At 72.0% G+C, this 13,307-nt stretch carries 12 protein-coding genes; 8 read left to right on the top strand and 4 right to left on the bottom strand.

The window, feature by feature from the left end; translation table 11 throughout:
• Window positions 1–61: 61 nt before the first annotated feature.
• Entirely contained in the window at window positions 62–937 is an 876-nt protein-coding gene (locus M0M48_RS16170; RefSeq protein WP_257751919.1) for a LysR family transcriptional regulator, read from the bottom strand.
• 106 nt (window positions 938–1,043) lie between these two features.
• Between M0M48_RS16170 and surE the strand changes: the two genes are divergently transcribed.
• From surE to ilvC, 6 genes are all read left to right on the top strand, one after another.
• Window positions 1,044–2,111 carry a 5'/3'-nucleotidase SurE gene (gene surE, locus M0M48_RS16165; protein ID WP_257751918.1) on the top strand — a complete coding sequence of 356 codons (1,068 nt, stop codon included), beginning with the start codon at window positions 1,044–1,046 and terminating at the stop codon, window positions 2,109–2,111.
• 32 nt (window positions 2,112–2,143) lie between these two features.
• Window positions 2,144–2,959 carry a CHAD domain-containing protein gene (locus M0M48_RS16160; RefSeq protein ID WP_257751917.1) on the top strand — a complete coding sequence of 272 codons (816 nt, stop codon included), beginning with the start codon at window positions 2,144–2,146 and terminating at the stop codon, window positions 2,957–2,959.
• A gap of 104 nt (window positions 2,960–3,063) precedes the next feature.
• On the top strand, window positions 3,064–4,248 hold the full coding sequence (locus tag M0M48_RS16155; protein ID WP_257751916.1) for a hypothetical protein: 1,185 nt from the start codon (window positions 3,064–3,066) through the stop codon (window positions 4,246–4,248).
• 253 nt (window positions 4,249–4,501) lie between these two features.
• A complete protein-coding gene (locus M0M48_RS16150; RefSeq protein ID WP_215817342.1) occupies window positions 4,502–6,259 on the top strand; it encodes an acetolactate synthase large subunit in 1,758 nt (585 codons plus the stop codon).
• Window positions 6,259–6,798 carry an acetolactate synthase small subunit gene (gene ilvN, locus M0M48_RS16145; RefSeq protein WP_215817341.1) on the top strand — a complete coding sequence of 180 codons (540 nt, stop codon included), beginning with the start codon at window positions 6,259–6,261 and terminating at the stop codon, window positions 6,796–6,798. Before M0M48_RS16150 ends, ilvN begins: the two co-directional genes overlap by 1 nt.
• A 37-nt stretch (window positions 6,799–6,835) precedes the next feature.
• Window positions 6,836–7,861 (top strand): ketol-acid reductoisomerase, encoded by a 1,026-nt coding sequence (ilvC, locus tag M0M48_RS16140; protein WP_215817340.1) that lies wholly within the window; start codon window positions 6,836–6,838, stop codon window positions 7,859–7,861.
• A gap of 172 nt (window positions 7,862–8,033) precedes the next feature.
• Here the strand turns inward: ilvC and M0M48_RS16135 are convergent, their stop codons facing one another.
• A complete protein-coding gene (locus tag M0M48_RS16135) occupies window positions 8,034–8,369 on the bottom strand; it encodes a DUF6907 domain-containing protein (RefSeq protein ID WP_257751915.1) in 336 nt (111 codons plus the stop codon).
• 167 nt (window positions 8,370–8,536) lie between these two features.
• Between M0M48_RS16135 and M0M48_RS16130 the strand changes: the two genes are divergently transcribed.
• Entirely contained in the window at window positions 8,537–8,824 is a 288-nt protein-coding gene (locus tag M0M48_RS16130) for a helix-turn-helix domain-containing protein (protein WP_257751914.1), read from the top strand.
• 126 nt (window positions 8,825–8,950) lie between these two features.
• Window positions 8,951–9,916 (top strand): IS481 family transposase, encoded by a 966-nt coding sequence (locus tag M0M48_RS16125; protein WP_257750317.1) that lies wholly within the window; start codon window positions 8,951–8,953, stop codon window positions 9,914–9,916.
• Window positions 9,917–9,929: 13 nt separating this feature from the next.
• Here the strand turns inward: M0M48_RS16125 and M0M48_RS16120 are convergent, their stop codons facing one another.
• Window positions 9,930–10,370: an EamA family transporter gene (locus tag M0M48_RS16120; RefSeq protein ID WP_252373959.1), complete on the bottom strand. Its 441-nt coding sequence runs from the start codon at window positions 10,368–10,370 to the stop codon at window positions 9,930–9,932.
• Window positions 10,371–10,412: 42 nt separating this feature from the next.
• Window positions 10,413–13,292, bottom strand: a complete 2,880-nt coding sequence (locus M0M48_RS16115) for a PKD domain-containing protein (RefSeq protein WP_257751913.1) — start codon at window positions 13,290–13,292, stop codon at window positions 10,413–10,415.
• Window positions 13,293–13,307 lie beyond the last annotated feature (15 nt).

The following is a 13,307-nucleotide window of genomic DNA, read 5'->3' as shown; positions in this document are numbered from 1 at the left end:
GCGCGGGCGGCAGGGTCGTCGTCAGTGGAGTCGGGGTGGCGACCGCCCCGGACGGGATGCCCTAGCCCGACAGCAGCCCGCCCACCCGCCGCAGCACCTCCAGCAGGTGCCGCGGCAGCGGCGTCTCGTCGTCCGCCCGGTGCAGCGCGGTCAGCGTCCGGTGGATCGGCGGGTCGAAGCCGCGGGCCACCACGCCCGGGAGCGGTACGCGCGGGGTCTCGACGCTGTGCCACAGGCAGGAGGCGATGCCGTGGGTGACGGCGGCGAGCCAGGCGTGGCGCTCGTCGGTCTCGACGGCGACGTCGGGGGTGATGCCGCAGCCGGCGAAGAAGGCGTCGAGGGTGGCGCGGCGGGCGCTGCCGGCGGTGGGGAGGACGAGGGGGACGCGGCCGAGGTCGGCCAGGGTGACCCGGTCGGGCAGGTCGGTGGCGGCGGGGGAGTAGAGGCGGACCTCCGCCCGCCCGATCGGTACGGCGACCAGGTCGCTCGTCACGGCGCTGTCGCACAGCCCGAGGTCCGCACGCCCCGAGGCGACCAGGTCGGCGACCTCAGGGGAGCCGCTGCCGCCGAGCAGGCGGGTGTGGACGGCGACGCCGTGCTCGCGCAGCCCGGCCAGGATCGGGATGGCCAGGGCCGCCTGGAGGGTCGGTGAGGCGGCGATGACGAGCGGCGCGGACGCCGGGGTCGCGGCGGCGGTGGTGCGCAGGGTGGCGATGCTGGTGAGGACCGCGCGCGCCCGTCGTACGAAGGTCTCGCCGGCGGGGGTCAGCGCGATGCCGCGCCCGTCGCGGGCGAAGAGGGTCAGGTCCAGCTCGCGCTCCAGCTGGCGCACCGCGCGGCTCAGCGCCGGCTGCGCGACGAACAGCGCGGCGGCGGCCGCGGTCATGCTGCCGTGCTCGGCGGTCGCGACCACGTAGCGCAGCTGCTGGATGTTCATCGCGCCTCCCATGCCGAACGGGTCTTGGACGCCGTTCCCGGTGGCTCCGAATCTAGAACCTGTTCCTGCTCCGGCACGACATCCCGACACCCTCCGAGGAGAAGTCATGCGTCCTGTCCCGCTCGCCGCCCGTCTCGCCGTGGTCGGCACCGCGCTGGCCGCGGCCGTCGCCGCCACCGTCAGCGGCTCGTCCGCCGCCCCCGCCCCGGCCCCCGACCGGGCCCTCGACCGCGCCGCCACGGCCCCCGCCAAGCCCCTCGCCGGGCTCAAGGTGCTGATGACCAACGACGACAGCGCCCAGGGCCGCGATGCCGGCTTCGGCACCGATGGCAAGGGTCTCTACGAGCTGCGCCGGGCGCTCTGCTCGGCCGGCGCCGACGTCCTCGTCGTCGCGCCCTGGTCCCAGCAGAGCGGCGCCGGCGCCCGGATGACGCCGCCCGGCTTCAACCCGGTCTCGTTCACCGTCCAGGCGGTCACCCCGCCCGCGGCGTACGCCGGCGACTGCGCCACCGGCTCGACCGGGGGTGCCGTCTTCGGGGTCTGCATCGCCGCCGCCCCCTGCGCCTCCGGTACGCCGACCGCCTCGCCCGCCGACACCGTCAACGTCGCGCTGAGCCGGTTCGCCGCCACCTACTGGTCCGGCGGCCCCGACCTCGTCGTGTCCGGCACCAACTTCGGCCAGAACATCGGCGCCACCCTCAACCACTCCGGCACCGTCGGCGCCGCCGTCACCGCCCACGAGTACGGTGTCCCGGCGATCGCGTTCAGCGCCGAGGTCCCGCGCGACCTGGCCCAGATCCCGAACGTGCCGTTCGCCGCGACCGCCGACTTCGGCGTCCGCCTCATCACCGCCCTGCGCCAGCGCCGGGCCCTCGACCGCGGCCTGGTGCTCAACGTGAACCACCCCTTCGTCGGCGCCGGGGAGAAGCTCGGCCGCCCAGTCCTCACCGACGTCGGCGTCAGCAGCGACCTCGGGCTCACCTTCCTCGACGAGGTCCCGCGCACCGGTGGCACCTACCGCCTCGTCCCGGGCGCTCCGGCCACCGAGACCCGGCGCAACGCCGACACCACCGCGCTGGCCCAGAACAAGATCCCGATCAGCTCGCTGGACGGCGACTGGGGCCGGACCACCGGGCGCGGCAAGGTCGCCGGGGTGATCGCGCAGCTGCGCTGAGACCCGGCCGCGGCGTCCGTCACGGTGGGACGATGGGAGGCGTGACGGACGCCTCGGCTGCGGAGCTCCTCGCGGAAGCGGTCGGCGACCTCGTCGCCGACCTCCGCCGGCTGCGCGCCCCCGCCCTGGCCGACGAGCCGGACGCGGTGCACCAGCTCCGCACCACCGTGCGCCGGCTGCGCAACCTGCTGGCCGGCTTCCGGCGGTGCTTCCGCCGGGGGCCGGCCGACGAGCTCCGGACCCGCCTCGCGGCGTACGGGGCGCTGCTGGGGGAGGGCCGCGACCTGGAGGTCCGTGCCGACGACTGCCGCCGGGTGCTCGCCGAGCTCGGCCGCGACGACCTCGTCGACACCCTCGTCGCCCCGCTGCTCGCCGGCCACACCACCGAGCACGCCCGCCTCGTCGCCTGGCACGACTCCGACGAGGCCGCGGCGCTCGACGCCCTGCTCGACCGCTGGGCCACCCGGCCCCCGCTCCACCGCGAGCGCGCGGCCCGCCCGGCGCGGTCGACCGCGCGCCGCGCCGTACGGCGGGAGGTCGGGCGGGTGCTCGACCGCGCCGAGGCCGCCGGCGAGACCTCCCACGAGGTCCGCAAGGCCGCCCGCCGGCTGCGCCACGTGGCCGAGGTCGCCGGCGACGACCGCGCCGCGCTCCTCGGCAAGGAGATCCAGGGCCGCCTCGGCGATCACCGCGACGCGGTGCTGCTCGCCGCGTACCTGTGGTCGGCCGGGGCGCCGGCGCTCGTCGTCGCGCACGTCGAGGCCCAGGCCAGCCGGGCGCTCGAGGACCTCCCGGACGCCCTCCGGCGGCTCCGCGCCGCTCCGGGCCGGACGGGCGTACGTCATTGACGTGAGCGCCACCGGTACTCGTTGACCTGCCCGCTGGGGAGGCCGGAGGCTCGTTCCAGGTGCCCGGCGCCGGGCACTGGGGTGAGGGTTCGAGGAGAGTTGGCATGAGGATCTCCCGCGGTGTCCGCAGGCTGCTGATGGGCGTGCTGGCAACGTCAGCTGTGGCGCTGGCATTGGCCGTCGCGCCGGCACCTGCTGCCCACGCCACGGGCTACACCCCGATCGGTGGGCCGGGGATCAACCTGATCGGCTCCAGCATCGCCTTCACCGCGATCGAGGCGTATCAGAAGTTCACCTGCTCCACCGCCAACTACGGCGGCACCGTCGTCAGCCCCGGTGCGCCACGCGCCTACGGAAGCCCGGCTGCGACCCTGACCACCCAGACCATCAGCGGCTGCTCGAACCCGACGATGGGTGCGGTGACGTTCACACCCATCGGGTCGTGGGACCTGGCCTTCACCGGCCCTCCCGCCGCAGGAGGCACCGTCTCGTGGCCTGTGCGCGTCAGCAACGTGGCCATTGCGTTCAGCTACCCGAGTTGTACGTTCCGGATCGAGGGAGCGATCAACGGCCGATTCAACACGGCCACTCAGCGGTTCACGCCCAACACCGGGGCTTCCGGACTGGCGATCCCGGCGAGCGGGCCGGGCGTGCCCACGGGCGTCTGGTGCACGGTGCTGGACCTACAGCCCGGGGACACGTTCGAGGTCGCAGGATCCTGGACCAATGGCCCGCCGTCCGGGAGCACCGGGCTGACGGCCGCGGCGGGGTACACCGCCAGCGGCACGAGCCTCGCGCTGACCGGGACCAACGTGAGCCTGCACGACCTCCCGGCCAACCAGCACCTGACCACCTGCCCCACGTTCACCCTCGACGGCACCGTGGACGCCAGCGGTGCTCCGCGCACCTACGGCACGGCGGCCGCGACCCTGCCCAGCATCGCCGCGAGCGGGTGCACGGGGTCGGCCACCCTCGCCCCCGCGGGTACCTGGGCCCTGGTGGCGACCGGCGCGCCGGACGCGACTGGTCAGCTCTGGCCCGCGCGGGTGACGAACGTGACCCTGGCTCTCGACCGTCCCGGATGGTGCTCGTTCACCGTCGCCGGATCGGTCAACGGCACCTTCGACGAGACCACCCAGCGCTTCACCCCGGTGGCGGGAGCGACCGGGCTGAGCATCGTCGACGTCCCCGCCGGGCCGATGTGCGCCACGCTGGGCATCGCGAGCGGACACCCCGTCGGCGTCGGCGGGTTCTGGACCAGCACCGGCCCGGCCCTCGACCTGTCCTAGGGCTTTCGCGCCGCCTGGAATCTGAGACCGGCGTCTTGCCATCTGGGACGCCGCGGTACGTTTTCGACGGCACGACGTACGACGGCGTACGGTGGTCTCATGCATGACCTGCTTCTCGTACGCTCCGGACGCGCCGGCTGAGGCTGACCCTCGTCAGACCCACCAGCGCGTCCACCCCTCGTTGCCCAGCAACCGAGGGGTTTTTTGTTGAGTACGACGTGACCACCCCCAGCACAGACAAGGAACGACTCGGATGAGTGAGCAGCAGGGCTCGGGCGAGACCATCACCGGAGCACAGAGCCTGGTCCGGTCGCTGGAGGCGGCCGGGGTCACCGACATCTTCGGCATCCCCGGCGGCGCCATCCTCCCGGCGTACGACCCGCTGATGGACAGCAGCATCCGGCACATCCTCGTCCGCCACGAGCAGGGCGCCGGCCACGCCGCCCAGGGCTATGCGGCGGCGTCCGGCAAGGTCGGCGTCTGCATGGCGACGTCCGGACCGGGGGCGACCAACCTGGTCACCCCGCTCGCCGACGCCCACATGGACTCGCTCCCGATGGTCGCGATCACCGGGCAGGTCGGCGCCTCGCTGATCGGGACGGACGCCTTCCAGGAGGCCGACATCCGCGGCATCACGATGCCGATCACCAAGCACAGCTTCCTGGTCACCGACCCTGCGGAGATCCCGACCAAGATCGCCGAGGCCTTCCACATCGCCTCGACCGGTCGTCCCGGGCCGGTCCTGGTCGACGTCACCAAGTCCGCGCTCCAGTCGGGGACGTCGTTCCAATGGCCCACCGAGCTCAACCTGCCTGGCTACCGCCCGGTGACCCGGCCCCACGCCAAGCAGATCCGCGAGGCCGCCCGGCTCATCCTCGAGTCGCGCAAGCCGGTCCTCTACGTCGGCGGCGGCACCATCCGCTCGGGCGCCTCGAAGGAGCTGGCGGTCCTCGCCGAGCTCACCGGCATCCCGGTCGTGACCACGCTGATGGCGCGCGGCGCCTTCCCTGACAGCCACCCTCAGCACCTGGGCATGCCCGGCATGCACGGCACCGTGGCGGCCGTCGCGGCGCTGCAGAAGAGTGACCTCATCATCAGCCTCGGCGCCCGCTTCGACGACCGGGTCACCGGCAACCTCGACTCGTTCGCGCCCGGCGCCAAGGTGATCCACGCCGACATCGACCCGGCCGAGATCGGCAAGAACCGCCACGCCGACGTCCCGATCGTGGGCGACGTGCGCGAGGTGCTCGTCGACCTCATCACCACGCTGCGCACCGAGCAGGAGGCTGGCCGGACCGGCGACTACGAGGGCTGGGTGGCGTTCTGCGCCGGGGTCAAGAAGCAGTACCCCCTCGGCTACGAGGCCCCCGCCGAGGGCCTCGCCCCGCAGTACGTCCTCGAGCGCCTCGGTGCCATCTCCGGTCCCGGCACGATCTACACCGCCGGTGTCGGCCAGCACCAGATGTGGGCCGCGCACTTCGTCGGCTACGAGACGCCCAACACCTGGATCAACTCCGGTGGCCTGGGCACGATGGGCTTCTCGGTCCCGGCCGCGATGGGCGCCAAGGTCGCCATGCCCGACCACACCGTGTGGTCGGTCGACGGCGACGGCTGCTTCCAGATGACCAACCAGGAGCTCGCCACCTGCGCGATCAACAACATCCCGATCAAGGTCGCGGTCATCAACAACGAGTCGCTCGGCATGGTCCGGCAGTGGCAGACGCTGTTCTACAACAGCCGCTACTCCAACACCGACCTGCACTCCAAGCGGATCCCGGACTTCGTCAAGCTCGCCGACGCCTACGGCTGCGTGGGGCTCTCCTGCGACTCGCCCGCCGACGTCGACGCCACCATCGCCAAGGCGATGGAGATCAACGACGTCCCCGTCGTGGTCGACTTCCGGGTGCACCGTGACGCCATGGTCTGGCCGATGGTCGCCGCGGGCACCAGCAATGACGACATCAAGTACGCGCGCGACCTCGCGCCCCAGTTCGACGAGGACGATCTGTGATGGCCAAGCACACCCTGTCGGTCCTCGTCGAGGACAAGCCCGGCGTCCTGGCCCGGATCTCGGCGCTGTTCAGCCGCCGCGGCTTCAACATCGAGTCGCTCGCGGTCGGCCCGACCGAGCACGACGAGATCTCCCGGATGACCATCGTGGTCAACGTGGACTCCTCGCCCCTCGAGCAGGTGACCAAGCAGCTCAACAAGCTGGTCGAGGTCATCAAGATCGTCGAGCTCGACCCGACCGCCTCGGTCGCGCGCGAGCTCGTCCTGGTCAAGGTCGGCGCCACCGCGGACAACCGCGGCGAGGTGCTCGACGTCGTCCAGCTGTTCAAGGCCAAGGTCATCGACGTCTCCGCCGACGCCGTGACCATGCAGATCGTCGGCAACGACGGCAAGATCGCCGACTTCCTGCGCGTGCTCGAGCCCTTCGGGATCCGCGAGCTCGTGCAGTCCGGCATGGTGGCCATCGGCCGCGGGTCGCGCTCGATCTCCGAGCGCAGCAAGCCCGTCGCCGTCCCGGTGCCGCCGGCCGCCAACGACTGAAATTCCCACCACCCCAACCAGCAAGGAGTAGCCACCAGTGGCTGAGATCTACTACGACGACGACGCTGACCTGTCCCTGATCCAGGGCAAGCACGTCGCGGTCATCGGTTACGGCAGCCAGGGCCACGCCCACGCGCTCAACCTCCGCGACTCGGGCGTCGACGTCCGCGTCGGCCTGCCCGAGGGCTCCAAGAGCCGTCCCAAGGCCGAGGAGGAGGGCCTGCGCGTCCTCACCCCGCGCGAGGCCGCGGAGGAGGCCGACGTCATCGTCATCCTCGCTCCCGACCAGTTCCAGCGGCACCTGTACGCCGACGAGATCGCCCCCGCGCTCACCGAGGGTGACACCCTGGTCTTCGGCCACGGCTTCAACATCCGCTTCGGCTACATCAAGCCCCCGGCCGGCGTGGACGTCGTCCTCGTCGCCCCGAAGGCCCCGGGCCACACCGTGCGCCGCGAGTACGTCGCGGGTCGCGGCATCCCGGACATCATCGCGGTCGAGCAGGACGCCTCGGGCCAGGCCTGGGACCTCACCAAGTCCTACGCGAAGGCGATCGGCGGCACCCGCGCCGGCGTCATCAAGACCACCTTCACCGAGGAGACCGAGACCGACCTGTTCGGTGAGCAGGCCGTCCTCTGCGGTGGCGTCTCGCACCTGGTCCAGGCCGGCTTCGAGACCCTCACCGAGGCGGGCTACCAGCCCGAGATCGCCTACTTCGAGGTGCTCCACGAGCTCAAGCTGATCGTCGACCTCATGTGGGAGGGCGGCATCGCCAAGCAGCGCTGGTCGGTCTCCGACACCGCCGAGTACGGCGACTACGTCTCAGGCCCCCGCGTGGTCACCCCGGCCGTCAAGGAGTCGATGCAGACCATCCTGGCCGAGATCCAGAACGGCGCCTTCGCCGAGCGGTTCATCGCCGACCAGGACAACGGCGGCGCCGAGTTCCTCAAGCTCCGCGAGGAGGAGGCGGGTCACTCGATCGAGGCGACCGGCAAGGCGCTGCGCGCGCACTTCTCCTGGAAGCAGGTCGACGACGACTACACCGAGGGCACGGCCGCGCGCTGACCTGACCTCGCCCACCGCGTCGCTCCGAACGGGCGGACCTGGTCGCACCTCGTGCGGCCGGGCCGCCCGTTCGGCGTCTCCGGCTCCGCCGCTCCGCCGCTCCGCCGCTCCGCCGCTCAGCCGCTCAGCCGCTCAGCCGCTCAGCCGCTCAGCCGCTCCGCCGCTCGGCGGCTCAGCGCCCCGCCGCCAGCTCGAGCTGGGCCCCGAGCGCCCGGTGCAGCGCCCCGGCCGACTCGGTGGTCAGCACCAGCCGGGGCCGCGGCGCCTCCAGCGCCTCGACCACCAACCAGGTCAGGTCGTCGCCGACGTGGCGCCCTACCCGGACCCCGAGCGTGGTCGCCGCGAGCGTGGCGGTGAGGGGGACCGCCTCACCGCTGCCCGCGACCGCGGGCACGAGCTCCGCCTCGCTCTGGTGGTAGCGATCGTCGGGATGGTCCTCCTCCCGGTGCTCACGCGTGCACCAGCGCGGGCAGGGCTCCTCGAGCCAGCTCGGTCGCCGTACCGTCATCGTCACCGCCCCCCACGTCCATCGCCATCGTGTCCCGGGACCATACGACGAACCACGGACAGAACCCCCTTGCCGCCCCTCGGTCGTCCACAGCCGGCCGGTCCGGCGCCCGAAAGACCACATCAGTATGGTCGTCCCTGCATGGTCATCCGGGAATGATGACAGGCGTGGCGGATCCGGATCTTCGCGTCGACCTCGTCTGGGGGCCCTACGCCCGCGCCCTCGGCATCAACCTCCAGCGGGCCCGCGCGGCCCGGCGCCTGAGCCAGGAGGAGGTCGCCCGCCGGGCCGGCATCTCCGGCTACACCTACTACAAGTACGAGCAGGGGCGCTCGCGCCCGGACACCCCGATGAACCCCCAGCTGCGGGTGCTGCTCGCGCTCTGCCAGGTGCTCGAGGTGCCGCTCACCGACCTGCTCCCGCCCGACTGCCCGGACCTGCGCGCGGGCGCCTAGACCCGCCCTAGGTACGCCCTAGCTGTACCCGGCCAGGACGTTGGTAGCGGCGAGCCTGGTTGAACGAACGAGAACCTCCGAATGGGATGTGGCTTGTCTAAGGCCCACTCCAACCCGGAGGTTCTCGTGTCCCACGGTAGTGCCCGGCTGACCGTTCACGGTCGGCGCCTGATCGTCCAACGCCACCAAGCAGGCTGGAAACAAGCCCACATCGCTGCGGCGATGGGCGTGTCCCGCAAGTGCGTGAAGACCTGGATCGACCGCTACACCGCCGAAGGCGAAGACGGCCTGGCCACCCGCTCCTCACGCCCCCACTCGATGCCCACCAAGACCAGCAACGAGGTCGAGCAGAAGGTTCTCACCGCGCGTGCCGAGCATCGCGACGGACCCGATGTCCTCGGAGCGAAGGTCGGCGTTCCTGCCCGCACAGTGTCGCGGATCCTGCGCCGCCACCACGTGCCCTACCTTCGCGAGCTGGATCCGATCACCGGCGAGGTGATCCGATCCTCGAAGCAGACCGCGACCCGCTACGAGCGAGAGCGGCCTGGCGAGCTGGTCCACATGGATGTCAAGAAGCTCGGCAAGATCCCCGCCGGCGGCGGCTGGAAGGCTCACGGCCGCGGAGCCGGGTCGATCATGCGCGATCGCAACACCAAGGTCGGGTTCGACTTCGTTCACTCACTCGTCGACGACCACTCCCGCCTGGCCTACAGCGAGGTGCTGCCTGACGAGAAGGGCCCGACCTGCGCCGCGTTCCTCGAGCGCGCGATCGACTACTTCGCAGCCCATGGCATCACCCGGATCGAGCGTCTGATGACAGACAACGCCTGGGCCTACCGATGGTCGCTACGTGCCGTATGCGCCGAGCACGACATCAAGCAGAGGTTCATCAAGCCGCACTGTCCCTGGCAGAACGGGAAGGTGGAGCGCCTCAACCGGACCCTGACCACCGAGTGGGCCTACCGTCGCGCCTTCGCCAGCAACGACGAGCGAGTAGCCGCCCTTGCGCCCTGGCTCGAGCACTACAACACTGAACGCCGCCACAGCGCACTCGGAGGTAAGCCGCCGATCAGCCGGCTGCTACCAACCTGATGGCCGGGTACACCTAGCCGCTGACCGCCAGCAGCACCGCCCCGCCGCCGACCAGCGCGACCCCGACCCACTGCAGGCCCGAGAGCCGCTCGCCGAGCAGGGTGACCCCGAAGATCGCGACCAGGACGACGCTGAGCTTGTCCACCGGCGCGACCAGGGCGGCGTCCCCGATCTTGAGCGCGCGGAAGTAGCAGATCCACGAAGCCCCGGTGGCCAGCCCGGAGAGCACGAGGAACACCCACGTCCGCGTCCCGATCTGGCTGAGCCCCCCGGTGTGCAGCTTGCCGAGCGCGAGCAGGATCAGCCCGAGCGTGACCAGGATGACCACGGTCCGCACGAACGTCGCCACGTCGGAGTCGACGTCCTTGACCCCCACCTTGGCGAAGATCGCGGTCAGGGCGGCGAAGGCCGCCGACAGCAGTGCCCAGAACCACCAGGCCGACGTCAGGTCCATGCTCCACCTCCGGGGTCGAAGGCGAACCTACTCCGATCCGGCTCAGTGCAGCGCCAGCGTCACCGAGGTTCCCTTCGCGGCCGCGTCGGTGGTGGCCACCTGGTCGCCGTACGGTCCGGACGCGACCGGGCCCGCGGTGTCGGCCACCAGCTGGTCGGCGTGCCCGCCCCCGGTCCCGATCAGCCGCTGGCGCACGGTGGCCCCAGCCGGTTCGGTGAACGTCGTGGTCGTCGAGGAGCGGTCGGCCCACACGGTCACCACCCAGTTGCCGGGCGAGACGACCGACGGGCTGCGGTGCGCCGTGGTGGCGGTGGTCTCCCCGCTCCCGGCCAGCGCCGCGACCGGCCCGCCGGGATCGGTGCCGGAGTAGGCGAGCACGGTGAGGGTCGCCTTGACGGCCGTGGTCCCGAAGGAGACCGTCACGTTGCGCCCGGCGTCGTCCGCCGCTGCGACCCGCTGCCACACGACGGTCGTCATCGCGTCCGTGCTGGCGGGCGCGCCGACCTGGGTCCACCCCGGCGGCGCCGCCGGTACGACGGTCGTGCCCGCCGAGACGACCGCGATCAGCCCGTCGCCGGCCTGGGCGCTCGCCGGCACCGGGGTCACGATGCTCGTCGCGTTGGTGACCTTGCCGGTGGCGTCGCGGAAGCCGATCGTGCTGGCCGGGGCGGCGATCGTGACCGGCTGGACGAGCGCGGTGCTCGCGCCGTCGTCGTCGGTCACGGTGAGCGTGACCTGGTAGGTCCCGGGCGCGGAGTAGACGTGGTCGGGCTGGGCACCGGTGCCGGTGCCGCCGTCCCCGAAGGTCCAGGCCCACGAGGTGACCGTGCCGTCGGCGTCGTCCGAGGCCCGGCCGTCGAAGCCGCAGGTCTGACCGGTGCAGGCCGAGGTGAACGCGGCGGTGGGTGCCTGGTTGGCCAGCGGCCCGAGGAAGACCGTCCCGCTCGACCACTGTGGGTTGGTGTCGACGCCGCCACCGGTGATCTTGGTCCAGCCGCCGCTCGCGATGCCGTCGGTGACCGGCATGCTCCACAGGTCGTTCGTGGTCATCCCCGCCCACAGCTTGCCGTCGGCGTAGAAGAGGTTGCGGGCGTCGCGCAGGAGGGGAAAGCCCGACGACGGGACGCTGAACTCCGCGGCGCCGACGACCATGCTGTCGGGGGAGAACCACCGCCAGAACACCTTGCTGTTGCCCGAGCGCGTGTAGTACAGCCGGTGGTTGGCGTAGGCCATGCCGGTCACGCCCGAGAGCTGGCCGTAGAGGGTGGGCACCCGGCCGCGGTAGGTCGCCGTGCCGCCGCTGCTGACGACATCGCTCCACACCGGGTCGTTGTAGGGGTCGATCACGGTGTCGGGACCGAAGGCGGTGCCGTTGAACGTGCGGTAGTGCAACTTGTTGTCGGTCGCGCCGTAGACCAGCTTGGAGCCGATCATGAAGGCGCCGCGCACGCTGTTCCAGTTGGCCCCGCCCGTGGTGGTCACCGTGGCCGGCACGGTCGCGGTCGTCCCGGTGAACTGGCGGGTGGTCACCGTGTTCTGGGAGAGCCGGTAGAGGCTGCGCGGCAGCACCGGGTCCGGCTCCGCGACCGGCGCGGTGCCGCCGTCGACGGGGAAGAACGCGAGCCGCGCGCGGTAGTACTGGCGGTTGCCGATGTACTCGGTGTCGCTGCCGACGTAGAGCCCGTTGTCGGTGGCGAGCAGCTCCTCGGCGCCGTCGCCACGCGGGTGCCGGCCGGGGTTCCAGGCCAGCGGCATGCCGTTGGCCGGGTCGAGCGCGGCCAGGCCGGGCCGCGGCACCTGGCCGGCCTGCTGGTCGGCGCCGCTCTGGATGGCGTTCATCCACTTCTGGTGGCCACCGACGTAGACCGCGTTGTCGGCCACGGCGACCGAGAGCAGCGAGTCCTGGCCGGTCGCGGCCTGCCAGGTGGGCTCGACGGCGGTCCCGGTCGCGGCGACGTCGAAGCGCGAGGCGGAGTCGCACAGCGTGCCGTTGTAGCCCGCGCCGCTCGCGGCGATCACGAAGTAGGTGCTGTCGGGGGAGAAGTCGACGTCGCGGACGTAGGAGTCGAAGGCGTTCTTCTGGCAGGCCGGCGTGTAGCGCTGGGTCGCCCACGTGGGGTCGACGTAGGCGTTGTCGGGCCCGAGCCGCAGGAGCGCGACCTGGTCGCGGTCGAGGCCGTCGGCGTGCTTGAAGTTGCCGATCGCGACCAAGCGCGTGCCGTCGGGGCTGGCCGCCAGCTTGGCGACGCCGACCGGGGCCTTCGCCGTACCGGAGGGCCAGTTGTGGTTGGTGTCGACGGCGACCTTGAGGTAGTCGTCGACGGCTCCGGTGGTGGCGTCCAGCGAGGCCAGGCCGGCCCGGGGCAGCGTCGCGACGGTGGTGAAGCTGCCGGCCAGGAGCAGCCGGTTCCCGACCAGGGCGAGGTCGAGGACGCTGCCGTTGGGGCTCGGGTTCTTGAACGCGGTGACCAGTGCGCCGGTGCTCGTGTCGATCTTGATGACGTTGCGGACCTTGGTGGTCCCGGCGAGCTTGAACGTGCCGGCGACGTAGAGCGCACTGCCGTCGGGGGACGGGACCACCGCGACGACGCTGCCGTCGAGCGCGGGCTTGAACGTCTGGTCGACCAGGCCGGTCACCCGGTCGTACGCGAACAGGTACGGCGTCGCGAGCTGCGCGCTCGTCCCGGAGTTCTGCGTCGTGGTGAACGTGCCGCCCACGAACACCTTGCGGCCGACCTCGGCGATGGCCAGCGTCTTGCCGTCGAGGATGTTCGGCGTGGTCGCCGGCACTGCCGACGGGATCAGCCGGTGGTGAGCGGGCTGCGCCGTGGCCGGCGGTCCCGCGGCGCCGGTCGCGAGGAGAGCGGCCACCACGGCCGCGACGAGCAGGAAGATCCGGACGTGGTGGTGTCGACGTCGCACAGTTGCCCCCAGGTG

The organism is Pimelobacter simplex (genome assembly GCF_024662235.1).
Classification (GTDB): domain Bacteria; phylum Actinomycetota; class Actinomycetes; order Propionibacteriales; family Nocardioidaceae; genus Nocardioides.
The sequence above is the reverse complement of the archived record's forward strand: the minus strand, read 5'-3'. Positions and strand labels throughout refer to the sequence as shown.